Origin of the sequence: Nocardiopsis gilva YIM 90087 (assembly GCF_002263495.1) — a bacterium.
Taxonomy (GTDB): Bacteria; Actinomycetota; Actinomycetes; order Streptosporangiales; family Streptosporangiaceae; genus Nocardiopsis_C; species Nocardiopsis_C gilva.
The window spans coordinates 3,649,972-3,674,663 of sequence record NZ_CP022753.1 but is presented as its reverse complement, the minus strand read 5'-3'; the positions used below and the strand labels follow the sequence as shown (position 1 = coordinate 3,674,663).

Annotated in this window: 12 protein-coding genes; 10 read left to right on the top strand and 2 right to left on the bottom strand. The window is 72.1% G+C overall.

Annotated elements, in window-relative coordinates:
- Window positions 1–5 precede the first annotated feature (5 nt).
- The 4 genes from xylA (at window position 6) to CDO52_RS16670 (ending at window position 3,275) form a co-directional block, all read left to right on the top strand.
- Window positions 6–1,163 (top strand): xylose isomerase, encoded by a 1,158-nt coding sequence (gene xylA, locus CDO52_RS16685; RefSeq protein WP_017617849.1) that lies wholly within the window; start codon window positions 6–8, stop codon window positions 1,161–1,163.
- 167 nt (window positions 1,164–1,330) lie between these two features.
- Entirely contained in the window at window positions 1,331–1,747 is a 417-nt protein-coding gene (locus tag CDO52_RS16680; RefSeq protein WP_017617848.1) for a DoxX family protein, read from the top strand.
- Between the two features lie 18 nt (window positions 1,748–1,765).
- Window positions 1,766–2,857, top strand: coding sequence for a DUF2293 domain-containing protein (locus CDO52_RS16675; RefSeq protein ID WP_017617847.1), 1,092 nt, complete (start codon window positions 1,766–1,768; stop codon window positions 2,855–2,857).
- A gap of 157 nt (window positions 2,858–3,014) precedes the next feature.
- Window positions 3,015–3,275, top strand: a complete 261-nt coding sequence (locus CDO52_RS16670; RefSeq protein ID WP_017617846.1) for an SHOCT domain-containing protein — start codon at window positions 3,015–3,017, stop codon at window positions 3,273–3,275.
- Between the two features lie 45 nt (window positions 3,276–3,320).
- On the opposite strand, the gene CDO52_RS16665 is transcribed toward CDO52_RS16670, so the two are convergent.
- Window positions 3,321–4,631, bottom strand: a complete 1,311-nt coding sequence (locus CDO52_RS16665; protein ID WP_017617845.1) for a D-arabinono-1,4-lactone oxidase — start codon at window positions 4,629–4,631, stop codon at window positions 3,321–3,323.
- A 208-nt stretch (window positions 4,632–4,839) separates the two neighbouring features.
- Here CDO52_RS16665 and CDO52_RS16660 point away from each other — a divergent pair, with 208 nt between their 5' ends.
- Window positions 4,840–5,487, top strand: coding sequence for an HhH-GDP family DNA glycosylase (locus CDO52_RS16660; RefSeq protein WP_094932513.1), 648 nt, complete (start codon window positions 4,840–4,842; stop codon window positions 5,485–5,487).
- A 106-nt stretch (window positions 5,488–5,593) separates the two neighbouring features.
- On the opposite strand, the gene CDO52_RS16655 is transcribed toward CDO52_RS16660, so the two are convergent.
- A complete protein-coding gene (locus CDO52_RS16655) occupies window positions 5,594–6,541 on the bottom strand; it encodes a methionyl-tRNA formyltransferase (protein ID WP_017617843.1) in 948 nt (315 codons plus the stop codon).
- Window positions 6,542–6,715: 174 nt separating this feature from the next.
- Between CDO52_RS16655 and CDO52_RS16650 the strand changes: the two genes are divergently transcribed.
- The 5 genes from CDO52_RS16650 (at window position 6,716) to CDO52_RS16630 (ending at window position 24,587) form a co-directional block, all read left to right on the top strand.
- Window positions 6,716–8,188, top strand: a complete 1,473-nt coding sequence (locus CDO52_RS16650) for a lysine N(6)-hydroxylase/L-ornithine N(5)-oxygenase family protein (RefSeq protein WP_017617842.1) — start codon at window positions 6,716–6,718, stop codon at window positions 8,186–8,188.
- A 114-nt stretch (window positions 8,189–8,302) separates the two neighbouring features.
- Window positions 8,303–9,313: an iron-siderophore ABC transporter substrate-binding protein gene (locus CDO52_RS16645; protein WP_017617841.1), complete on the top strand. Its 1,011-nt coding sequence runs from the start codon at window positions 8,303–8,305 to the stop codon at window positions 9,311–9,313.
- A 52-nt stretch (window positions 9,314–9,365) separates the two neighbouring features.
- Entirely contained in the window at window positions 9,366–14,858 is a 5,493-nt protein-coding gene (locus tag CDO52_RS28800) for a condensation domain-containing protein (RefSeq protein WP_094932512.1), read from the top strand.
- Window positions 14,833–24,381: an amino acid adenylation domain-containing protein gene (locus CDO52_RS16635; RefSeq protein WP_332459822.1), complete on the top strand. Its 9,549-nt coding sequence runs from the start codon at window positions 14,833–14,835 to the stop codon at window positions 24,379–24,381. Before CDO52_RS28800 ends, CDO52_RS16635 begins: the two co-directional genes overlap by 26 nt.
- The gene (locus tag CDO52_RS16630; protein ID WP_017617838.1) at window positions 24,378–24,587 is read left to right on the top strand and encodes an MbtH family protein; all 210 of its coding nucleotides are present in this window, start codon (window positions 24,378–24,380) and stop codon (window positions 24,585–24,587) included. The genes CDO52_RS16635 and CDO52_RS16630 overlap by 4 nt, the downstream gene beginning before the upstream one ends.
- Window positions 24,588–24,692 lie beyond the last annotated feature (105 nt).

The window sequence follows — 24,692 nt, the reverse complement described above, 5'->3', positions numbered from 1 at the left end:
CCCACATGACCGACCACCAGCCCACGCCCGAGGACCGGTTCAGCTTCGGCCTGTGGACGGTCGGCTGGCGTGGAGTGAACACCTTCGGGGAGGCCATACGGCCCCCGCTCGACGCCGTCGACGCGGTCCACCGGCTGGCCGACCTGGGAGCCTATGGCGTCACCTTCCACGACGACGACCTCATCCCGCCCGGATCGCCTCCCGCCGACCGGGACGGCATCCTCAAGCGCTTCCGCGCGGCCCTGGACGCGACGGGGATGGTCGTGCCCATGGTGACCACCAACCTCTTCTCCCACCCGGTCTTCCGCGACGGCGGCTTCACCTCCAACCGCCGCGACGTGCGCCGCTACGCGCTGCGCAAGGTCATCCGCAACATCGACCTCGCCGCCGAACTGGGGGCGCGGACGTATGTCTGCTGGGGCGGCCAGGACGGCGCGGAGACCGAGGCGGGCAAGGACGACCGCGCGGCACTGGACCGGCTGCGGGAGGCGTTCGACATCCTGTGCGGCTACGTCCGCGACCAGGGGTACGACCTGCGCTTCGCGATCGAGCCCAAGCCGAACGAACCGCGCGGCGACGTCCTGCTGCCGACCGTCGGCCACGCGCTCGCCTTCATCACCGAGCTGGCACACCCGGACATGGTGGGCGTCAACCCCGAGGTGGGCCACGAGCAGATGGCCGGGCTCAACTTCACGCACGCCCTCGCTCAGGCGCTGTGGCACGGCAAGCTGTTCCACATCGACCTCAACGGGCAGCGCGGGGTGAAGTACGACCAGGACCTCCGCTTCGGCGCCGGCGACCTGAAAGAGGCCTTCTTCCTGGTCGACCTGCTGGAACGGTCCGGCTACGACGGCCCCCGCCACTTCGACTTCAAGCCCCCGCGCACCGAGGACATGGACGGCGTGTGGGCCTCGGTCGCCGGGTGCATGCGCAACTACCTGATCCTCAAGGAGAAGGCCGCGGCCTTCCGCGCCGATCCGGAAGTCGCGGCGGCACTGGAGGCATCCCACGTCGGCGAGCTGGATCGCCCCACACTCGGACCCGGAGAGTCGGTCACCGACCTGCTGTCCGAGGAACTGGACCTGGACGCGGCCGGGCCACGCGGGTACCACTTCGAACGCCTCGACCAGCTCGCCCTGGACCACCTCCTCGGCGTGCGCTGATCCGCGCCTCCTGGCGAATCGTGGTGCGTCGATTGGCGACTGCCCTGCTGCGAGCCGAGAGCACGCCCCCGAACCCAAATCAAAATGAAACGAATTAATCACTGTTCGTAGCGAGTGGGTGGCGGGTAGGGAGTACCAGAGCGAACCATTCCTGACAGGGGGCAGTGATGGACATCGTGGTGCTCATCGGACGTGTTCTCTTCGTGATCATCTTCCTTACCTCGGCAGCCGGCCACCTCACCCAGCCCAAGGGGATGGCCGGTTACGCGCAGTCGAAGGGGGTTCCCGCACCCACGGCCGCGGTGTTCGTCAGCGGCATCGTGCTCGCCCTGGGCGGGCTCAGTGTCCTGCTCGGGATCTGGCCCGACCTCGGGGCGCTGCTGCTCGTGGTCTTCCTGGTCCCCACCGCGCTGCTCATGCACTCCTTCTGGCAGGAGAGCGAGGGTGAGGCGCGGCAGACGGAGATGATCCAGTTCAACAAGGACATCGGCCTGGCCGGTGCGGCGCTGATGCTGTTCGCCTTCTTCGCCGCCACGCCTGATCTCGGGCTGACGATCACCGGTCCGCTCTTCACCATCGTCTGACGGCGCTAGGCTCTCCCGGTGCACAAGGAGAGCCCGGACAACGATCTTCACACCACCAAGCTCGGCCAGCGCGTCGCCGCTGCGGCGCAGGAGGCGGTCGCTCGGCGCGGCTCTGTCTCGCCGGTCGACGTGCTGACCGGTATCGGCTGGCTGTCGGGAAACCAGGTGGACGCCTGGCATCAGGGCCGGATCGACCACCTCGAGCAGGCCGTCCAGGTGCCGCCGGACAAGCTCGCGCGTGCCGCGGCGCTGTTGCGCGCGTGGGCGCGGGAGCACGGCCTAAACGCCGAGGAGGCCTCCTACGCCGCCGCCACCCGCGACCGGCGGGAGCTGCGCTTCACCGCTGAGGGGGACCCGGCGCTGGAGCGGGCCTACCGGACGCACTGGCTCGCCCCTGATCTCACCGAGGCGCAGCGCAGGCGCATCGAGCAAAAGCGCGCCACGGCGCCAGATCTGATGGTCGTCGTGGCCGACGGGGACTGGTCCTGCGCCGAGTGCGGCGACGGCGGTGCCGATGGTGGCGACCTGTTCTTGCTGGAGGACGGCCAGCGGATCTGTCTGCTCTGCGCGGAGATGGACCACCTCGTCCTCCTGCCGTCCGGCAACGCCACGCTCACCCGCCGCGCGAAGAAGGCGAGCGGGCTGTCGGCGGTGACCGTCCGGTGGGACCGTCGTCGCAAGCGCTACCAGCGGCGCGGCATCCTCGTCGAAGCGACCGCGCTGGAGCGCGCCGAGGAGCAGTGCCTGGCGGACGAGGACCTGCGGGCACGGCGGCGGGAGCGCGACGCCGTCCGTCGGGCGGAACAGGACGTGGAGCTGGAGGCGCGCATCACCAAAGAGATCCTGTGCCAGTTCCCCGGTTGTCCGGAGGAGCGCGCGCAGCGCATCGCCCGGCACACCGCGACCCGCGGCAGCGGCCGCGTCGGCCGCTCGGCGGCCGGGCGGGAGGTCGAGCCGAAGGCGGTACGGCGCGCCGTCGTCGCGTCAGTGCGTCATGAGGAGACCGGCTACGACGCGATGCTGATGGCGGGCGTCGCCCGTGAGGAGGCCCGCGCGCGGATCGCCGACGACATCGACCGGGTCCTCGCCGGCTGGTCCTCACCCGCCTGAGCCCTGCCGTGCCTCGCGCCGGGGCGGGCCCGCCCCGGGACCTCTGGAGGGCCGAAGTACGACTTTCGGTAGTGGCCCGTGAGCGGCGTCGTCGGGCACTCTCGGAAGTACGGGGGTGCGGCCCAGTGGACGTGTGGAAGCGTGAGGGGAGCGCGAGATGCACGGATGGTACGAGGTGTTGGGCTCGTGGGGGCACGTTCTTATGGGCCTGAGCACGGTGGTGTTCTGGGCCCTGATCATCGTGGCCTTCGTTCTTCTGGTCCGATATGCCGTCCGGGAGGGGCACCGGGACGGAGAAGCGTGGCACAAGGCGGCGGAGCAGACGCTCGGCGAGCGGTTCGCGCGCGGTGAGATCGACGCTGAGGAGTACCAGGACCAGTTGCGGATGCTGCGTTCGGCGACGGGTCAGAGCCACTGACGCGGGCGGTGCCCCGCGCGGCGGGGCGAGGCACCGAAGCGCGTGTCACGCGCCGCCGAGGAGATTGCGGCCGAGGAAGTCGTTGCCGAATTTCCCGGTCGGGTCGTAGTCGTGCACCAGCCGCTGGAAGTCGGGCAGGCGCTCGTAGAGCGGGCGCAGCACCCGCGGCGGCGTGGTGAACAGCTTCCCCCAGTGGGGGCGCGCCTCGAAGGGTGCCAGCCGCTCCTCGACCAGCGCCATCACGGGCAGCACCGCCTCGGCGTCGGCGATCCAGGTGAAGTGGAACGCGACCGCGTCGCGGCGGTAGGCGGGGCTCATCCACAGCTCGTCGGCGGCGACCGTGCGGATCTCGCTGACCTGCACGACCGGCGCGATGCGGGCACGGATGGCGTCCAGCGCACGGAACGCCGCGACCGCGTGGCGGCGCGGCACGAGGTACTCCGCCTGCAGTTCCTCACCGCTGCTCGGGGTGACGTCGGGCCGGAAATGCGGCAGCCGCGCGAACCAGGGGCCGCGCACTCCCAGCTGCTCGGTGCAGTTGACCGCCGACAGTTCCACGATGGGGTGGCGGGGAGCGTCCGCGAGCCGCGCCCCGAACCGGTCCGGCCCCGGCGGCGCGGGATCGGGCGCCGTGGTGCCGGTGGCGCCCGTCGGCTCGGTGCCGTGACCGTCGACCTTGCGCTTGACCCACACCTGGTCGATCAGCGGCCCCCGCCAGGTGGTGAACAGGCTGACGCTGTAGCCGCTGGACGTGATCTCGGTGAGGTGGTCGTCCAGGGCCTCGGCCGGCAGCCCTTCGTAGACGTGCTGCCGCATGTCGAACGTCGGCCCGATGTCGAGGGTCATCCGGACAACGACGCCGAGGGCACCCAGACCGACGACCGCCCCGTTGAACCGGTCGTCCGGATCGTCGCTACGAAGAACGACGAGGTCGCCCTCGGCGGTGACCATCTCCATCTCGCGCACGGCCGTGGCGAGACCGCCGTTGGCGTCCCCCGAGCCGTGCGTCGCGGTCGCGCACGATCCGACCACCGAGATGTGCGGCAGCGAACCGAGGTTGTGCAGAGCGTAGCCCTTCTCGTGCAGCAGCCGCCCGAGCTCCGCGTAGCGCACGCCCGCACCGACGGTCACGGTCGAGCGCTCGCCGTCCACCTCGATCGTGGCGGGTAGGTCGTCGAGGCAGACCAGATCCCCGGGCCCGTCGGCGATGTCGCTGAACGAATGGGCGGACCCCAGGGCGCGCACCCTGGTACTGCGCGCGATGAGGTGCCGCAGCTGCTCGATCGACGCGGGAAAATGCATGCGCGCCGCGCGGAAGGTGATGTTTCCCGCCCAGTTCGTCCGCCGCCGGTCCATCCGGGTCCCCTTCCGCGCCGCGATTCGGCGTGGAGCCTAACAAGCCCGATTCCGTGCCGACAGGGCCTTCCGGCCCTCGCGGCACGGCGCGGATCGCCCGCTGCCGCCCCACCGGGCGCCGCCTCGGCAGATGGCCCGGGGCGGCCGGGTAGGGATAGCGGTGGGACCGACAACCTCCGTGTATGGACACCGGACAAGGGAGGACGCCATGACCACCCCTACCGACATCGCTCGGGCCGTGGTCCGCGAGGCCGGTCAGACGCTGGCGGAGCGGGCCGGGATCCGCATGGCGGACCGTCCCGAGCCGCTGTGGCAGCTGCTGGTGCTGGTGAACCTGCTCTCCGCGCGCATCTCCGCCGACATCGCGATCGCCGCGGCACGGGAACTCTACGCGGCCGGTGGCGCGACCCCGGCCGGGATGGCCGAACTCGACTGGCAGGACAGGGTGGACGCGCTGGGGCGCGGCCGCTATGTCCGCTACGACGAGAGCACCGCGACCCGGCTCGGCGAGTGCGCGCGGATCGTGCTCGACGAGTACAACGGCGACCTGCGCCGACTCGCGGATGAGGCGGGCGGCGATCGCCGCCCGCTCAGCACCGCACTGCGCCGCTTCCCCGGGATCGGCCCGACGGGCGCGACGATGTTCTGCCGCGAGGCCCAGGCGGTGTGGGCGTGGCTGTGCCCCTTCGCCGACGACCTCAGCCTGCGCGGCGCCGAACGCGTCGGGCTGCCCGCCTCGGAGCCGGAACTGGGCGGGCTGGTCCCCAAGCAGGACACCGCCGCTCTGGCTGCCGGGCTGGTGAGCATCGCCCGCGACGCCGACCTCGCCGAGCGGGTGCGCGGCGGCGCCGGGTGACCAGAGTCTCCAGGCGTGCGTCGATCCACCATTGTCGAATGGCTGGGGCCTTCCTCCCGCCACAGGCGCGGGAGGAGGCCCCAGCCGTGCTCGGTTCAGTCGCGGGCTACGGGTGGGCGGTGAGGTAGCCGCCCATCTTGCGGAAGTACTCGGTGGCCGCGTACTCCGTGCCGTCGTCGGTGCGCACGCGCTTGATCACCAGGGCGTGGTTGCGGCCGGTGCGGGCGTCGGCGCCTGCGACGATCGCCACACCGTCGCCTTCGGGGATGAAGATGCGCCCCGGCGTGCCGCCGTAGCGCTTCTGCGAGACGTCGGCCTCCAGAATCCGGATCCGCTCGCCCTTGTAGTGCGTAAAGGCGTTCGGATACGGGTCGCACTGGGCGCGCACGAGCCGATCCAGGTCCTCGGCCGGCCAGTTCCAGTCGATGCGGCTGTCCTCGATGGACCGTTTGTGGAAGAAGCTGGCCTGCGACGGGTCCTGCTTCTGCCAGTCGGTGCGGCCCGCGGCGATGAGGTCGAGCGCCTCGGTGACGATCGGTGTGATGAGGTCCACGGTCTTGGCGACGAGGTCGGCGGCGGTGTCCTTCGGGCCGACCTCGACCGCCAGCTGCTTGACGATGTCGCCCGCGTCGAGATCCTCGTTCATCAGGTGCGCGGTGACGCCGACCTCCTTCTCCCCGTTGATCAGCGCCCAGATGATGGGGGAGAAGCCCGCGTAGGCGGGCAGGAGGGAGTCGTGGACGTTGAGCGTGCCGCGCGGGGGGAGGTCGTAGACGCGCGGCGGAATCCAGGTCCGCCAGTTGTTGGCGACGATGATGTCGGGTTCGGCCTCCTTGAGCGCCTGCAGCAGCTCGTCGTCGTCGGGGCGGTCGCGGAGCAGCACGGGAACCCCGTGCTCCTCGGCGAGCTCGGCTACCGAATCACTCCAGATCCGCTCATAGGCGTGGTCGCTCTTGGGATGCGTGACGACCATGACGACCTCGTGATCGGACTCCAGAAGCGCCTGGAGCGTGCGGTGCCCCCAGGTCTGGTACCCGAACATGACGACCCGCATGGGGCCTCCTCCTTGTACAGGGATTGACGATCGTGACCAAGTTAAGCAAGACTCACCTAAGTAAGCAATGCCTTAGTTAGGTTAGGCTTCGTTCAGCAGTGTGTGTTGAGCCATGCCCGCACACTCCAAGACTCCGACCAACTGAGTGATACTCGCTCGAGTGATGGGACAGGTATGTCACTGGCAATTCCCGACGATGGGGTTCCGTTCTACGACCTCATCGGCATCGGTTTCGGCCCCTCGAACCTGGCGCTGGCGATCGCGGTCACGGAGCGCAACGAGAAGGCCTCCGACGCGAGGGCGAGCGAGCGAGTGAAGTCGTCGGCCCCGGACGGCCGAAGGCTCGAGTGGGCCGGCGGCGGAGCGAGCGAGGAGCCCGAGCGCGCAGACAGCAGGGCCGGGGACGGCCTCACCGCGCTCTTCCTCGAACGGCAGCCCCGCTTCGGCTGGCATCGGGGCATGCTGATCGACGACGCCACCATGCAGGTCTCCTTCCTCAAGGACCTGGTCACCCTGCGCAACCCGACCAGCGAGTTCAGCTTCCTGAACTACCTGCACAGCGCCGACCGGCTGGTCGACTTCATCAACCACAAGAACCTGTTCCCGCTGCGCGTGGAGTTCCACGACTACCTCGAATGGGCCGCGGCCAAGCTGTCCGACCTCGTCTCCTACAGCAGCGAGGTCCTCACCGTGCGCCCGGTGACCGTCGACGGCACGGTGGAGTACTTCGACGTCGTCGCCGTGCCCGCCGACCACGCCGCCCAGGAGCGCGAGGAGACCGTCTACCGCGCCCGCAACCTGGTGTTCGGCACCGGGCTGCGCCCCTCCCTCCCCGAGGGCGTCACCGCCTCCGAGCGCGTCTGGCACAACCGCGACCTGGTCCCCAACGTCGAGAAGCTCGCCGCGGACGACACCGAGGATCCCAAGCGCTTCGTCGTCGTCGGCGCCGGCCAGAGCGCCGCCGAGGCCACCGCCTACCTCCACCGGCGCTTCCCCACCTCCGAGGTCTACTCCGTCTTCTCCCGGTACGGCTACAGCCCCTCCGACGACTCCCCGTTCGCCAACCGCATCTTCGACCCGGCGGCCGTGGACGACTTCTACCAGGCGCCGGCCGAGACCAAGCGGCGGATCATGGACTACCACGGCAACACCAACTACTCCGTGGTCGACATCGAACTCATCGACGACCTCTACCGGCGCAGCTACCAGGAGAAGGTCCTCGGCCAGCAGCGGCTGCACATGCTCAATCTCACCCGGGTGACGGGCATCGCCGAGTCCGCGGGGGGCGTGCGCGCCACGCTCGAATCGGCCAGCACCGGCAAGGTCGACGTGCTCGACGCCGACATCGCCGTCTTCGCCACCGGCTACCGCCCGGCCTCCCCCGTCGGGCTGCTCGGCGACCTCGCCCGCGACTGCCTCCGCGACGACGAAGGGCGCCTGCGCGTCGACCGCGACTACCGGGTGGCGACCACCCCCGGCGTCAACGGCGGCCTCTACCTGCAGGGCGGCACCGAGCACACGCACGGCATCACCTCCTCGCTGCTCTCCAACGTGTCGATCCGCTCCGCGGACATCCTCCGGTCGGTCACCGAGCGCACTCCGGCCGCGCTTCCCCGGCAGCCGGAGGCGCTCGGGGCGACCGGCTGACCGGGGTCGATCGACCAACCCCCTGACCGTGCCCTGGGGCGCCCTCACTGCGGCCCAGGGCACCCTACTGACCCCGCTCGCACCCTGCACCGCACTGTTCGAAAGGTGGAACCGATGTCCCCCAAGCACGCCTTCGCGGCGCTGCTGCTCACGCTCGCCATGGCGCTGACCGCCTGTGGCGGCGGTGGCCAGGACGCGTCGTCGTCCGACGGCGACGCCTCCGGCGACGGCGCCTTCCCGGTCACGATCGAGCACAAGTACGGCAAGACCGAGATCACCTCCGAGCCGAAGAAGGTCGTCACCCTCGGCCTGTCCGACCAGGACGCCGTGCTCGCCCTGGGCGTGAAGCCGGTCGGCGCGGTCGACTGGTTCAAGGAGGACCCCTACGGCAAGTGGCCGTGGACCAAGGACCGCTGGGGCGATGACAAGCCCGAGATCGTCGGCGAGCGCGACGAGTACAACATGGAGAAGGTCGCGGAGCTTGAGCCGGACGTGATCATCGCCCAGTACTCCGGCATGCAGAAGGAGCAGTACGAGAAGCTCTCGAAGATCGCTCCGGTCGTCGCGCAGCCGAAGGATTACCCCGACTACGCGGCGCCCTGGCAGGAGATGTCCCGCCGGATCGGCAAGGCCCTGGGCAAGGAAGCCGAGATGGACAAGCTGATCAAGGACACCGACAAGAAGTTCGCCAAGGTCCGCGAGGAGCACCCGGAGTTCGCCGACGAGACCGTGATCGTCGCTGACAGCTTCGAGCCCGGTGTCTACTCCGCCTTCGCCAAGACCGACCCCAAGGCGATCTTCTTCAAGGAACTGGGCTTCAAGCTCTCCGACGACGTCGACAAGCTCGTCGAGAACAACATGAACGTCGCCGAGTTCGGCTCCGAGAAGCTCGACCTGCTCGACTCCGCCGACCGCGTGGTGTGGGTGACCTCCAGTGAGGAGGCCAACGACCGCATCAAGGGCGAGAAGCTCTACCAGCGCCTTGACGTGGTCAAGGACGGCAACGACCTGTTCATCCCGTATCAGGACCCGGACATCGGCGCCGCCTTCTCCTTCAACACCGTCCTGTCGATCCCCTACGCGGTCGACGAGACCGTCCCGCTGCTGACGGCTGACGACAAGTAGCGAATACCCCCACCGAAGTACCCGAAGTCACCGTAGCCGGAAAGGCGTCCCGATGGTGTTCGATGGTCAGCCCCTGACCAGTGCGCAGACCGGTGTCTGGCATGCCCAGCAGGTCGAGCCGGACAACCCTGTCTACAACATCGCATGGTGCGTGGAGATCCGCGGCCGTGTCGACCTCGACCGGCTCGCCGCCTCCGTCCGGCGCGCGGTCGCCGAGGCCGAGAGCGTGCACACGGTGTTCCCCACCGCCGACGGGACCGCCCCAACCGACGGTTCTGACGGGACCGACGGTACTCCGCGGCAGACCGCGGCGCCGGCCGACCCGGCGCCGCGGCTGCTGGACCTCAGCGCCGAGCCCGACCCCGAGGCCGCCGCGGACGCATGGATGCGCGCGGACCTCGACCGGGTCGCCGACCTCGAACACGGCCCGCTGTTCACCCAGGCGCTCATCCGCCTCAACGAGCAGCACGTCCGCTGGTACCAGCGCTACCACCACCTCGTGATGGACGCCTACGGCGGCACCTTGATCACGCGGAGGGCCGCCGCCCTCTACACCGCGTCCCTCACGGAGGACACGGACCGCATCGCCGCAACAAGCCCTGGGGAGGGAGAGCAGGCGGCGTCGGCCGCAGCGGGACCGGAGCTGAACGGCTACGGCCCCCTGGACCGGCTGAGAGCCGCCGACGCCGCCTACCTCACCTCGCCCGACCACGACGTCGACCGCGACTACTGGCACGCGCTGCTCGCTGACCGGCCCGAACCGGCGCGCCTGGTCGAGCGCTCCGACTACCAGATGCGCCGCTTCCTGCGTCGCACGGTCGACCTTCCACCGGCCCGCGCCCAGGCGCTGCGCACAGCGGCCGAGCAGAGCGGCACCCGGCTGTCGCGCGTCGCCATCGCCGCCGTCGCCGCCTACGTACACCGCGCGACCGGCACCCAGGACGTCATCCTCGGCCTGCCCGTCACCGCGCGCCTCGACGCCGCGACACGCGACGTGCCCGGCATGGCCTCCAACGTCCTTCCCCTGCGTCTGGCCGTGCGTCCCGAGACCACACCGGACGAGCTGGTGCGTGCCGTTGACGCGGCCGTCCGCGACACCGTCGCCCACAGCCGCTTCCGCGGCGAGGACCTTGCCCGCGAACTCGGCCTCACCGACGGCCTGCCGCAGCTCGTCGGGCCCACCATCAACGTCATGGGCTTCACCGGCAACGGGATGCGCTTCGGCGACCACGACGTCGAGCACCGCAGCCTGGCCTTGGGACCGGTCAACGACCTCTCGATCGCCGTCAACGAGCAGGCCGACGGCCCGGGCCTGACCATCAGCCTCGACGCCGACGTCGCCGTGTGCGGCGCCGAGGAGCTGGCCGGGCACGAGTACCGGCTGCTCGCCGTGCTCGACGCGATGGCCGCGCAGCCGGAGCGCCCCATCGGGGCCATCGAGCTGCTGCCCGAAGCCGAGCGCCGACGGCTGCTGGAGGACCTCGGGGCCGACCCGCGCGAGGTCGAGGAGGTCACCTGGCCCGGCGCCGTCGAACGCCAGGCCGCCCGCACCCCCGACAACATCGCCGTGGTGTGCGAAGCCGACCGCCTCACCTACGCCGAGCTGGACGCCGCCGCCAACCGCCTCGCCCACCTCCTGCGTGAGCGCGGCGTGTGCGACGAGGACGTCGTCGCCGTGGCGCTGCCCCGATCGACCGACCTCGTCGTCGCCCTGCTCGCGGTCATGAAGGCGGGCGCCGCCTACCTGCCGATCGACCTGGACCACCCGCGCGAGCGCATCGCCTACATGCTGTCGGACGCCAGCGCGCGGCTCACCATCACCACCTCCGGCCTCACCGGCGACCTGCCCGGACCGGCGGACCTCCCGGAGCCGGCCGACCTGACGGCACCGGCCACCCTCCTCCTCGACACGGCCGACACCTCCGGCTACGAGCACGCCGCGCCGCCCGCCACCCCCCACCTGCACCAGGCCGCCTACGTCATCTACACCTCGGGCTCCACCGGCCGCCCCAAGGGCGTGGTTGTCTCGCACGAGGGCATCGGCAGCCTGATCGCCACTGCGGTCGACCGCCTCGGCGTCGACGCGACCAGTCGCGTCATCCAGTTCGCCTCCGTCGGTTTCGACGTGGCGGTGTGGGACCTGACCATGGCACTGGGTGTGGGTGGCCGCAGCGTCATCGTGCCCGCCGAGCGCCGCGTCGCCGGGGCCGAACTCACCGACTACATCGCCGAGCAGCGCGGCACACACATGATCCTGCCGCCGTCCCTGGTGGCCGCGCTGCCCCCCGAGTGCGAGCTGCCCGAGGGCGCGGTGCTGGTCGTCGGCACCGAGACCGTCCCCACCGAGCTGATCGCCCGCTGGTCGCAGCGGCTGCGCGTCGTCGCCGCCTACGGGCTCACCGAGGCCACGGTCAACTCCACCCTGTGGGTCGTGGGCATGGGGGCTGACGCCGCCGACCCCGGTGACCGCGACGCGAAGGTGAGCGAGCGAGCGGAGCCGTCGATGCCGAGGCGCGAAGCGCCCGACGCGTCGGCGGCGGAGACGAGCGAGGAGCCTGAGCGCGCCGAAAGCAGGGTCCCCATCGGCGTCCCCGACCCCAACACCCGCTGCTACATCCTCGACTCCGCGCTGCGCCCGGTCGACGTCGGCGTCGAGGGCGAGCTCTACGTCGCCGGACGCGGCCTGGCCCGCGGCTACCTCGGCCGCCAGGCGCTGAGCGCCGAACGCTTCGTCGCCGACCCCTACGGCGAACCCGGGGCGCGCATGTACCGCACCGGGGACCGCGCCCGCTGGCGCCCCGACGGCAACATCGACTTCCTCGGCCGTACCGACGCCCAGGTGAAGATCCGCGGCTACCGGATCGAACCCGGCGAGGTCGAGAGCACTCTCATGGCCCACCCCGAGGTCGCCCAGGCCGCCGTGGTCATCCGCGAGGACCAGCGCGGCGCCAAGCGCCTCGTCGCCTACGCCGTGGGTGCGGCGGGCGCCGGTGACCTGCGCGCCCACGCCGCCGCGGCGCTGCCGGAGTACATGGTGCCCTCGGCGGTGGTCACGCTGGACGGCCCGCTGCCGCTGACCCCCAACGGCAAGCTCGACAAGAAGGCGCTGCCCGAGCCCGACTGGCACGCGCTCGTCGGCGACGCCGCCCCCACCACGCCCACCGAGCGGGCGCTGGCCGACCTGTTCGCCGAGGTGCTCGGCCTGGAAGCCGTGGGCATCCACGACGGCTTCTTCGAGCTGGGCGGCGACAGCATCATCGCCATCCGCCTCGTCAACGAGGCCCGGCGTGCCGGGTTCGCCATCACACCGCGCGACGTCTTCTCGCGCCGCACGGTGGCAGCACTGGCCGACACCGTCGACGCCGCCGCGGCGAACGGGGACGCGCCGGTCGCAGCCGCCGCCACGCCGGTCGAACTCGACGACGCGGCGCTGCCGGTGTCCCCGCTGCAGGAAGGCTTCTACTTCCACGCGGTCTTCGACGAGGGCGCCGCCGACATCTACGCCGTGCAGGAGGTGCTCGACCTCGCCGGAGACGTGGACGCCGCCGCGCTGCGCGGCGCCCTGCAGGGCGTGCTCGACCGTCACCCGCTGCTGCGGGCCGGGTTCCACCGCCTGCCCGACGGCCGCGTCGTCCAGCGCGTGGCCGAGCGGGTCGACCTGCCTTGGCAGGAGATCGACCGCACCGGCGCGAACGCGTCGGACGCCCGGCTCGACGACCTGCTGGAGCGGGACCGCGCCGAGCGCTTCGACCTGGAGCGGCCCCCGCTGCTGCGGGCCATGCTGATCCGCACCGGAGACGGCGCGGAAGCTGGCGGGTGCAAGCTGGTCCTCACCCTGCACCACATCATCGCCGACGCCTGGTCGGTCGGGATCATGCTGCGCGACCTGCGCGTCGGCTACGCCGACGGGCACCTGCCGGAGCCCACCGGCCACCGCGCCTACCTGTCCTGGCTGGCCGGCCGCGACCACGGGGCCGCCCGCGAGGCCTGGCAGGCCGCGCTGGCCGGAGTGGACGAGCCGACCCGGTTCGTGGAGGCCCCCGAGGAGCGGGCGCCGCAGCCGGAAGTGGTGACCACCGCGCTGCCCGCACGCCTCACCGCCGACCTGACGGCGCGCGCGCGGGAGAACGGCCTGACCCTGAGCACCGTCGTGCACGGCGCCTGGGGCCTGATGCTGGGCGCGCTGACCGGGCGGTCGGACGTCGTGTTCGGCAGCACCGTGTCCGGGCGCACCGCCGATGTCGCGGGCATCGAGTCGATGGTCGGCCTGTTCATCAACACCCTGCCCATGCGGATGGGCTGGCGCCCCGGCGACACGATCGCCGACGCCCTCACCCGGCTGCACGACGAGCAGTCCGCGCTCCTCGACCACCACCACATCGGCCTGGCCGAGGTCCAGCGCATGGCCGGGCTCGGTGAGCTCTTCGACACCCTGGTGGTCGTCGAGAACCAGCCCGACGCCGATGCCGACGCAGGCACGGCCGCAGGCGCCGACCGGGCGCTGGACATCACCGGCATCGAGGTGCACGACGCGGTGCACTACCCCCTCGCGCTCATCGTGATGCCCGCCGGCGGCCACGCCGAGGGCGCGGACGGGGCCAAGGGCGAGCAGCGCCTCGAACTCCGCTTCAAGCACGACGCCGCCCGCCTGCCCGAACCCGTGGTGCGGCAACTGGCCGACCGCCTCGTGCGCGTCCTGACCGCCGTGGCCGCCGACCCCGCGCGGCCCATCGCCCGCCTCGACCTGCTCTCCGAACACGAGCACGACCTGCTGCGCGAGTTCAACGCGAGTACCCGCGACGACATCCCGGAGGGCACGCTCGCCGAACTGATCACCGCGCAGGCGACCAGCACACCCGAGGCGATCGCGGTCGTCGCCGATGACGACGCGGGCACGACCCTCACCTACGCGGAACTCGACCAGCGGGCCGAAGCGCTCGCACGCCGACTCCGCGCACGCGGCGCCGGACCGGAACACGTCGTCGCGGTCGCCGTCCCGCGCTCCGCCGAACTGATGGTGGCCCTCCTGGGCGTCCTCAAGTCCGGCGCCGCCTACCTCCCCGTCGACCTGGACTACCCGGCCGACCGAGTGTCCTACATGCTCACCGACTCCGGCGCGCGGACGGTCATCACCGTCCCCGACTCCGCCGACCGCCTGCCGCACCTCGACGGCTTGGAGCCGCTCGTCCTGGGCCGGGCCGCCGACCAAGGGCCCCGATTCGGCGCCGACCGCCGCAGCGGTCCCCGCGTCGTCGGCGCGTCCGGAGGCAGCGGAGCCGATTCCCGGTACTGCCCAGCCCTCGTCGAGCGCGAACGGCGTCCGTCCGGCGTCGGTGCCAAGCGCGGCCGCCGTCTCGGCCGACGACCGTTTCGACGTCGAGGGCACGCGTGCCTCCGCCCCCGATGCGGGTGCCCGCGCCGACGACGGTGGGGCGCTCGACAGCCCAGGCGCCGACAGTGCCACAGGGGCCGCTGGTGCCGCCGCGACGGTCCCCGCGTCGTCGGCGCGATCGGAGGAAGTGGAGCCGCTTTCCGGCGCCGTTGAGCCCTTGTCGAGCGCGGACGGCGTCCGTCGTCGTGATGTCGATGGCAAGGGGGCTTCTGCGGCCGATGTGGATACCCGCGGCGACCGCGGTGGGGCGCTCGACGGTCTGGGCGCCGGATATGCTACCGGGTCCGCTGCGGACGGCGTTCGTCCCGCTTCGGCGTCCGGTGCGGCTGACAACCGTCCCGGGGCCGACGGCACGCGAGCCTCCGCAGCCGATGCGGGGAGCACCGCCGCGCAGGCCGCCCCGGATGACCCCGCCTACCTCATCTACACCTCCGGCTCCACCGGCCGCCCCAAGGGGGTCGCCGTCACCCACCGGGCGATCGTCAACCGGTTGGCCTGGATGCAGGACCAGTACGGCCTCACCGCCGACGACCGCGTGCTGCAGAAGACCCCCTCCAGCTTCGACGTCTCGGTGTGGGAGTTCTTCTGGGCGCTGTGCGAGGGGGCCGCCGTCGTGCTCGCCCGACCCGACGGCCACCGCGATCCCGCCTACCTGGCCGACCTGATCCGACTCCGGGGCATCACGACCCTGCACTTCGTGCCCTCCATGCTGGAGGCGTTCCTCCGCGCCGACGAGGTCACCGCAGACCCGGGGTGGGCGTCGAGCCTGCTGCGCGTCTTCAGCAGTGGTGAGGCGCTGGGCACCGACGCCGCGGCCCGCTGGGACGCGCTCACGGGCGTCCCGCTGCACAACCTCTACGGCCCCACCGAGGCGGCCGTCGACGTCACCTGGTACCCGTTCTCCACCCAGGAGGACGCCGCCGTCCCGGACCCCCTCTCCTCGGTCCCCATCGGCTGGCCGGTGTCCAACACCCGCCTGCACGTCCTCGACGCCTGCCTGCGGCCGGTGCCTCCGGGCGTCCCCGGGGAGCTGTACCTCGCCGGGGTCCAGCTGGCGCGTGGCTACCACCGGCGCCCCGAGCTGACCGCCGACCGGTTCGTCGCCGACCCCTTCGGCGCCCCCGGCGACCGCATGTACCGCACCGGGGACCTGGTCCGCCGGCGTGCCGACGGCGCCTTGGAATACCTCGGGCGCACCGACCGGCAGATCAAGATCCGCGGCAACCGCATCGAGCCCGGGGAGATCGAAGCCGCGCTCACCTCTACCACCGGCGTCGCCCGGGCGGCGGTGGTCGCCCGCGACGGCATGCTCGTCGCCTACGTCATCCCCGGCCGCGGACACGACGACCTCGATCCCGAGCTGCTGCGCGCCGACCTGTCCGACCGGCTGGCCGCGCCGATGGTGCCCAGTGCGTTCGTCATCCTCGACGACCTCCCGCTCACGCCGAGCGGCAAGCTGGACGCCGCCGCGCTGCCCGCTCCCGCCGCTGCCGCGCCCACGTCCTCGCGCGGCCCGCGCGACGACCGCGAGCGCCTGCTGTGCGCGAGCTTCGCCGACGTCCTCGGGCTGCCCGAGGTCGGTATCGACGACGACTTCTTCATCCTCGGCGGCGACAGCATCTCCTCCATCGGCGTCTCCAGCAAGGCACGGGCCGCCGGACTGGAGATCAGCCCGCGCGACGTATTCCGGCACACGACCCCGGCCGCGCTCGCCGCCGCGGTGGCGGCGGAGGGGGCCGCCCCGGAGACCGGCGCGGACGACGCCCTGAGCCTGTCCGCTTTCGCGCTCACCCCCGAGGAGACCGCCCGGGTCGAAGAACTCAGCCCCGCCCCGGTCGAGGACATCTGGCCGCTCTCGCCCCTGCAGGAGGGCCTGTACTTCCACGCCAGCTACGACGAGGGCGCCCTCGACGTCTACATGTCCCAGGAGGCCCTCGACTTCGACCGGCGCCTGGACGCCGACCGGCTGCGTGCCGCCTGCGCGGCGCTGCTGGCCCGCAACCCCAGCCTGCGCGCGGGCTTCACCAGCGACGGCGTGCCGCGGCCGGTGCAGTTCATCGCCGCCGCACCCGAGGTTCCGCTGACCGAGGTCGACCTGTCCGGTCTCCCCGAGGACGAGCGGGCCTCGTGTCTGGCCGACCTGATGGACCACGACCGCCGCGAGCGCTTCGACCTGGCCCGGCCGCCGCTGTGCCGCCTGCGCCTCATCCGGCTCGCCGACGGTCGGGACCGGCTCCTGATCACCCACCACCTCGTGCTGTGGGACGGCTGGTCCGCCTGGCTGTTCCTGGAGCAGCTGTTCACGCTCTATGAGCGGGCGGGCGACGACACCGGGCTGTCCGTCCCCGGCTCCTACCGCGACTACCTGGCCTGGCTGGAACGCCAGGACGCCGAAGCCGCCGCCGCGGCGTGGCGCGAAGCGCTGGCCGGGCTGGAGGAGCCCACGCTCGTCGCCGCCGACGACCGCGGCCGCGAGCCGGTCATCCCCGCCGACGTCGACACGTGGCTGTCGGAGGAGCTGACCGAGCGGCTGCGCGAGCAGGCCCGCGGTAACGGCCTCACCCTCAACACGCTGCTCAACGCCGCCTGGGGACTGGTGCTGGCCTCCATGCTCGGCCGCGACGACGTCGTTTTCGGCACGGCGGTGGCCGGGCGGCCGGTAGAGGTGCCCAACGTCGAGAGCGTCATCGGCATGTTCCTCAACACCGTGCCGACGCGTCTCACCTTCGACGCCCGCGAGTCCGTGCTCGACCTGCTGCGCCGCGCCCAGTCCGAGCGCGCCGCGCTGATGCCCCACGAGTACGTGGGCCTCGGCGACATCCAGCGCGAGGCCGGTCACCGCAAGCTGTTCGACACGCTGTTCGTGCTGCGCAACGCCGACGGCGACGAGCGCCAGGCGGGGCTGCGCCGCCGCCACGGCATCACCGGTGTGTCCAACGTGGACGGCACGCACTTCCCGCTGACCCTCATCGTCACGCCCGGCGAGCGCCGCCTGCGCATCACCCTGGCCGCGCGCCCCGACCTGTTCGACACCTACGCGGCCACCGCCGTGCTGTCCCGGTTCACCACGGCGCTGGAGAACCTGGCGGCCGACCTCACCGCCCCCCTCGCCGCGGTCGACGCGCTGCCCGCGGCCGAGCGCCGCGCCCTGGAACAGGAGTGGGACTCCACGCGGCGGCCCCTGCCCGACGACACCGTCGCCGACATGCTCGCCCACCAGGCCCGGCGCACGCCCGACGCCACCGCGCTGGTGGCGGGGGAGCGGGCGCTCACCTACGCCGAGCTGGACGCCCACGTCAACCGGCTGGCACGGCTGCTGCTGGCACGCGGCGCCGGCCCCGAGCGCGTGGTCGCGCTGGCGCTGCCCCGCTCGATCGAGATGGTGGTCGCGCTGTTCGCGGTGCTGCGCACCGGAGCCGCCTACCTGCCGCTGGACCTCGACCACCCGGCCGACCGGCTCACCCTCATGCTGGAGGACACCGGCCCGCTGTGCCTGCTGTCCACGTCCGCTGTGGCCCCCGGCCTGGCCGAGGCTGAGGTACCAGCAGTGCTCATCGACGACCCGGACGTCCGGGCCGAGCTGGACGCGCTGCCCGGCACCGGGGTCACCGACGACGAGCGGCCGGAGTTCGCCCACGGTCGGCCCGGGCGGATGGACCACCCGGCCTACGTCATCTACACATCCGGCTCCACCGGCCGCCCCAAGGGCGTCGTCACGCCCTACCGGGGGCTGACCAACATGCAGCTCAACCACCAGGAGGCCATCTTCGGCCCGGCCATTGCCGCAGCAGTGTCCCCTGCGCGCTCGGGCTCCTCACTCGACTCCGCCGCCGATGCGAGTCAGCCTTCGGCTGTCGGCATCGACGGCTCCGCTCGCTCGAACGCCCTCGCGTCGGCGGGGCGACGTCTCCGCATCGCCCACACCGTGTCCTTCGCCTTCGACATGTCCTGGGAGGAGCTGCTGTGGCTCGTCGAAGGACACGAGGTGCACGTGTGCGACGAGGAGCTGCGCCGCGACGCCGAGGCCCTGGTGGCCTACTGCGACGCCCACCGCATCGATGTCGTCAACGTGACGCCGACCTATGCCCAGCTGCTCATCGAGGAGGGGCTGCTGGAACAGGACGAGCAGCCCGATAGCGGCGCCACCGGAGGGCGCCACCGCCCGTCGCTGGTGCTGCTCGGCGGGGAAGCGGTCTCCGACGCCGTGTGGTCGCGGCTGCGCGACACCGAGGGCACCTACGGCTACAACCTCTACGGCCCCACCGAGTACACCATCAACACCCTCGGCGGCTCCACGTTCGACAGCGCGACACCGACCGTCGGATGCCCCATCTGGAACACCCGCGGCTACGTGCTCGACTCCCGACTGCGGCCCGTCCCGCCCGGGAGCCCCGGCGAGCTGTACATCGCCGGGGTCGGCCTGGCGCGCGGCTACCACGACCGGCACGGGTTGACCGCCGAGCGGTTCGTCGCCGACCCCTTCGGTGAACCCGGCGACCGTATGTACCGCACCGGCGACCTCGTGCGCCGCCGCCCCGACGGCAACCTGGACTTCCTCGGCCGCACCGACGACCAGGTGAAGATCCGCGGGCACCGCGTCGAGCCGAGCGAGGTCGCCGCGGAGCTGGAGGTCCACCCCGGTGTGCGGCAGGCCGCCGTGATCGCCGACGCCTCCGGGCCCGGCGGCAACAAGCGGCTCATCGGCTACGCCGTGTGCGACGAGGAACTCCTCGCCGAACTGCGCGACCACCTCAAGGCGCGGCTGCCCGACTACATGGTCCCGGCCGCCCTTGTCGCGGTCGACGCCCTGCCCCTGACCGTGAACGGCAAGCTCGACGTGCGGGCCCTGCCCGCCCCCGCGTTCACGGCGGCACAGGAGAGCCGTCCGCCCCGTACGCCGGAGGAGCGGGAGCTGTGCGCGCTGTTCGCGGAGGCCCTCGGAGTCGAGCGCGTCGGGATCGACGACGACTTCTTCGACCGCGGCGGCCACTCGCTGCTGGCCACCCGGCTGATCGCCCGGGCCCGCACCGCGCTGGGGGCGGAACTGGCCATCCGCGACCTGTTCGAGGCGCCGACCGTCGCCGAGCTGGTGCGCCGCGCCCAGGGGGACGGCAGCGAGGAGCGTATGGCCCCCCGGCCCGAGCTGGTCGCCGCCGAGCGCCCGGCCGAGCTCCCGCTCTCGCACGCCCAGCAGCGACTGTGGGTCATCCAGCAGCTGGAGGGCACGTCGGCTGCCTACAACTTCCCGCTGGTGCTGCGGATGCGCGGTGGCCTCGACATCGACGCCTGGTGCGCCGCCCTGGGCGACGTCGTGGCGCGGCACGAGGCGCTGCGCACACTCATCGGCGAGCGGGACGGGGTGCCGTTCCAGCGGATCGTCCCCGCGGATCAGGCCCGACCGGAGATCGTGGCGCGCTCCGCCCACGAGGACGAGGTGGAGGAGATCGTCCGCGACGCCGTCGCACGCCCCTTCGGCCTCACCCGCGAGCTGCCGCTGCGCGTGACCATCGCCGAGCTCGGGCCCGAGGACCACGTAGTCGTGCTGCTCCTGCACCACATCACCACCGACGAGTGGTCCGACCGCCCGTTCCTGCGCGACCTCGCCACCGCCTACGCCGCCCGGCGGGACGGCGGCGCCCCCGACTGGGAGCCGCTGCCCGTCCAGTACGCGGACTACGCGCTGTGGCAGCGCCGCCTGCTCGGCGACGCCGCGGACCCGGACAGCCGCGCCGCCCGCCAGCTCGGCCACTGGGCCCGCGCGCTGGACGGCGCGCCCGAGGAGATCGAACTGCCCCTCGACCGGGCGCGTCCGGCCCGCCCCACCTTCGCGGGGGCCGACCTCGACCTGGAGCTCGACCCCGCCACCTGCCGGGCCCTGCGAACGCTCGCCCAGCAGACCGGCGCCAGCATGTTCATGCTGCTGCACGCGGCGGTCGCCACGCTGCTGCACCGCATGGGGGCGGGGGAGGACATCCCGCTGGGAGCCCCCATCGCGGGACGCACCGACGAGGCCCTCGACGACCTGGTCGGGTTCTTCGTCAACACGCTGGTGCTGCGCACCGACGTCTCCGGTGACCCGAGCTTCAGCGAGCTCGTGGCGCGCGTGAAGGACACCGACCTCACCGCCTTCTCGCACGCCGACGTGCCCTTCGAGGCGGTCGTGGAACGGCTCAACCCGGTGCGGACCCCGGCCCGCAACCCGCTGTTCCAGGTCATGGTCGGCTACCACGCACGCTCCGGCGACCTGCTGGAACTGCCCGGCCTGCGGGTCGAGGGCGTGCCCTACGAGACGCGCACCGCCAAGTTCGACCTCGTGTTCAGCTTCACCGAGTACATGGAAACGGCGGCGGAGGCGACCGACACGGACGCCGCCGACGGCAGCCGCATCTCGTGCCGGATCGAGTACGCGACCGAGCTGTTCGACGCCGCCACCGTCACCCGGCTCGGCGACCGCCTGTCCCGTCTGATCGGTGCGGTGGCCACCGCACCGGAGGCACCGGTCAGTGCCGTCGACATCCTCGCCGAGGACGAGCGGCGCCTGGTGCTGGAGGACTTCAACGCCACCCGGCGGACGGTCGAGGAGCTGTCCGTCCCCGGCCTGTTCGCCCGGCGCGCCGCCGAGCAGCCCGAGGCCGTCGCCGTGGTCGACCGGGGGCGCGAGGTCACCTACGCCGCGCTCGACGCCCGCGCCGATGAGATCGCGCGGCTGCTGCGGCGGCGCGGCGTCGGCCCGGAGAGCATTGTCGGCGTCGCGGTCCCCCGCACCGCCGACATGATCGCCACCGTGCTGGGCACGCTCCGGCTCGGTGCCGCGTTCCTGCCGCTCGACCTGTCCCACCCGGGCGACCGACTGTCCTACATGATCGGCGACTCCGGCGCGCGCATCGTCGTGGGCACCGAGAGCACGGCCGGCAAGATCCCCGAGGTCGCGGGCGTGGCCACGCTGCTGCTCGACGCTCCGGACATCATCGCCGAGCAGGCCGCCGTCGGCAGTGCGGCTGAACCGACCACCGGCGTCACCTCGCTGGACCAGGCCGCCTACATCATCTACACCTCCGGATCTACCGGCCGCCCCAAGGGCGTGGTGGTCTCCCACGAGGGCATCGGCAGCCTGGTCGCCACCGCGGTTGACCAGATGGGACTGCGCCCCGATAGCACGGTGCTGCAGTTCGCCTCCATCGGCTTCGACGTCTTCGCGTTCGAGCTGTCCATGGCGCTGTGCTACGGCGGGCGCCTGGTGCTCATCCCCGAGGAGGCACGCGTGGCGGGGGCCGCGCTCACCGACTTCCTCGCCGAGCAGGGCATCACGCACATGATCCTGCCGCCGTCGCTGGTGTCGGCGCTGCCCGCCGAATGCGAGCTGCCGGAAGGATCGACCATCCTCGTCGGCACCGAGACCGTGCCGCCGGACCTGTTCGACCGCTGGGCGGGGAGGGTCAACCTGATCGCGGCCTACGGGCTGACCGAGGCCACGGTCAACTCCACCCTGTGGGTGCCCGAGCCGGACCATGGCCCGACCGCCCGCGTCCCCATCGGCATCCCCGACCCCAACACCCGGTGCTACGTGCTCGACGCCGGACTGCGCCCGGTACCGCCCGGCGTGATCGGTGAGCTGTACGTGTCCGGCCGCGGCCTGGCCCGCGGCTACCTCGCCCGGCACGGGCTGACCGCCGAGCGGTTCGTCGCCGACCCGTTCGGCCCGCCCGGGTCGCGGATGTACCGCACCGGTGACCGGGCGCGCTGGCGGACCGACGGGAACCTCGACTTCCTCGGCCGTGTCGACGACCAGGTGAAGATCCGCGGCTTCCGCATCGAGCCCGGCGAGATCATCGCCGCCCTCGCCTCCCACCCGCGGGTGGCGCAGGCGGCGGTCATCGCCGACCGCGCGGGCGACATCGTGCGGCTCGTCGCCTACGCCGTCCCGGCCGATACCGGCGGCGCACCGCTGGACCCGGCCGAACTGCGCGCGCACGTGGCAGGGCTGGTGCCCGAGTACATGGTTCCGGCCATCGTCGTGCCACTGGACGGCCCGCTGCCGCTGACGCCCAATGGCAAGCTGGACAAGAAGGCGCTGCCGGAACCGGACTGGAGCCACCTGGCCGGGGACACGCGGCCTTCGACGCCCGAGCAGCGCCTGCTGGCGCGGCTCTTCGGCGAGATCCTCGACCTCGACCGGCTGGGCATCGAGGAGATCGGTGTCCACGACGACTTCTTCATGCTCGGTGGACACTCGATGTCGTCGATGCGGCTGCTCGGCCGCATCCGCTCGGAGTTCGGCGCCGAACTGACCATCCGGGACGTCTTCGACGCCCCGACCGTGGCCGGTATCGTGGAGAAGCTCGTCGGCGCCGAAGCGGCCCGGCCCGAACTGCGGGAACGGGAGCGTCCCGACGAGCTGCCGCTCGCCCCTGCCCAGCGGTGGCGGTGGTCGCGGTACCGCGCGCTGCCCGCCTACGACCACGCGCTGGTGCTGCGCGCGCCCGACGGACTGGACGCGGAGGTGCTCTCCGCCGCGCTGCGCGATGTGGTGGAGCGCCATGAGCCGCTGCGCACGGTGTTCGTCGAGCGGGACGGCGCCGTGTACCAGCGCACGGTCGAGCCCCCCGAGCTGGTCGTGGAACAGTGCGACGATGTGGAGAAGCAGCTCGCCCGCCGTGCCCACGCGCAGCCCGATCTGGCCGCAGAGCCCCCCATGCGGGCGCGGCTCCTGGTGCCAGGCGAGGGCGAGGGCCAGCAGGCGCTGCTGCTGACCCTGCACTACCTCGGCGTCGACGAGTGGTCGGTGGTGCCGCTGCTGCGCGACCTGAACACGGCCTACGCGGCGCGGCTGCGGGGCGGCGCACCGGCCTGGGAGCCCCTGCCGGTCAGCTACGGCGACTACACCAAGTGGGCGCACGAGGTGCTCGGTGACCCCGCCGACCCGCAGAGCCTCGCATCCCGCCAGCTCGACTACTGGCGCCGCACCCTGCGAGGCGTCCCCACCGAGCTGCCCCTGCCCGCCGATCGCGCACGTACTGGCACGCGCAGTGGGCGGGGCGAGGTCGTCGAATTCGTCCTCGACGAGCGGATCCACGCGGCCGTCGACGAGCTCGCCCACGCGACGCGGACGAGCATGTTCATGGTCCTGCAGTCGGCCCTGGCGACGGTGCTCACCGGCCATGGGGCCGGGTCGGACCTGCCGATCGGCACCCTGGTGGCCGGGCGCACCGACGACAAGCTGGCGGACCTGGTCGGCTGCTTCTTCAACACCCTGGTGCTGCGGACCGACACCACCGGCGACCCGGCCTTCACCGACCTCCTGGCGCGCGTCCGCGAGACCACGCTCAGCGCGCTCGACCGCCAGGACACCCCGCTGGAGGACGTGGCGCGCGAGCTCGGGTGGGAGGGGCCGCAGGTGCTGGTCATCCACCACGAGCAGGCCGAGCGAACGCAGCTGGAGGGCGAGCTCGGCACACTCGACGCGGTGGCGACGGGTACGGCACCCGCCGACCTGACGCTGAGCTTCTACGAGCCGCGGGGGAGCGGGGCCGTGCACTGCGGCCTCATCTACGCCACGGACCTGTTCGACCGGGCCACTGCCGAGCGCCTGGTCAACGACCTGCTAGCCGTACTGGAGGGGGCGGCGGCCGACCCCGGCCTGTCTCTCTCGGACATCCTGAGGAGGAACCAATCATGAGCAACCCGTTCGACGACGCCGAGGGCCGCTTCCTGGTCCTGGTCAACGACGAGGGACAGCACTCCCTGTGGCCGTCCTTCGCCGAGGTCCCGGCCGGATGGACGACCGTCTTCGGGGAGGACACGCGCGACGCCTGCCTGGCCTACGTCGAGGAGAACTGGACCGACCTGCGCCCCAAGAGCCTCGTCGAGGCCATGGGGAGCTGAAGGGCGCTCGACGCTGCTCCTTCATCGACGACGTGCCCGCCCCGCAGCGCATCGCGGGGCGGGCACGCCCGTGTCGGCATGAGGAAAGGAGGGATCGTTTCCCGC

Bases quoted from the DNA above. Each gene is read 5' to 3' on its own strand.
- xylA (WP_017617849.1), top strand. From the start codon at position 6: ATGACCGACCACCAGCCCACGCCCGAGGACCGGTTCAGCTTCGGCCTG.
- CDO52_RS16680 (WP_017617848.1), top strand. From the start codon at position 1,331: ATGGACATCGTGGTGCTCATCGGACGTGTTCTCTTCGTGATCATCTTC.
- CDO52_RS16670 (WP_017617846.1), top strand. From the start codon at position 3,015: ATGCACGGATGGTACGAGGTGTTGGGCTCGTGGGGGCACGTTCTTATG.
- CDO52_RS16665 (WP_017617845.1), bottom strand. From the start codon at position 4,631: ATGGACCGGCGGCGGACGAACTGGGCGGGAAACATCACCTTCCGCGCG.
- CDO52_RS16660 (WP_094932513.1), top strand. From the start codon at position 4,840: ATGACCACCCCTACCGACATCGCTCGGGCCGTGGTCCGCGAGGCCGGT.
- CDO52_RS16655 (WP_017617843.1), bottom strand. From the start codon at position 6,541: ATGCGGGTCGTCATGTTCGGGTACCAGACCTGGGGGCACCGCACGCTC.
- CDO52_RS16650 (WP_017617842.1), top strand. From the start codon at position 6,716: ATGTCACTGGCAATTCCCGACGATGGGGTTCCGTTCTACGACCTCATC.
- CDO52_RS16645 (WP_017617841.1), top strand. From the start codon at position 8,303: ATGTCCCCCAAGCACGCCTTCGCGGCGCTGCTGCTCACGCTCGCCATG.
- CDO52_RS28800 (WP_094932512.1), top strand. From the start codon at position 9,366: ATGGTGTTCGATGGTCAGCCCCTGACCAGTGCGCAGACCGGTGTCTGG.
- CDO52_RS16630 (WP_017617838.1), top strand. From the start codon at position 24,378: ATGAGCAACCCGTTCGACGACGCCGAGGGCCGCTTCCTGGTCCTGGTC.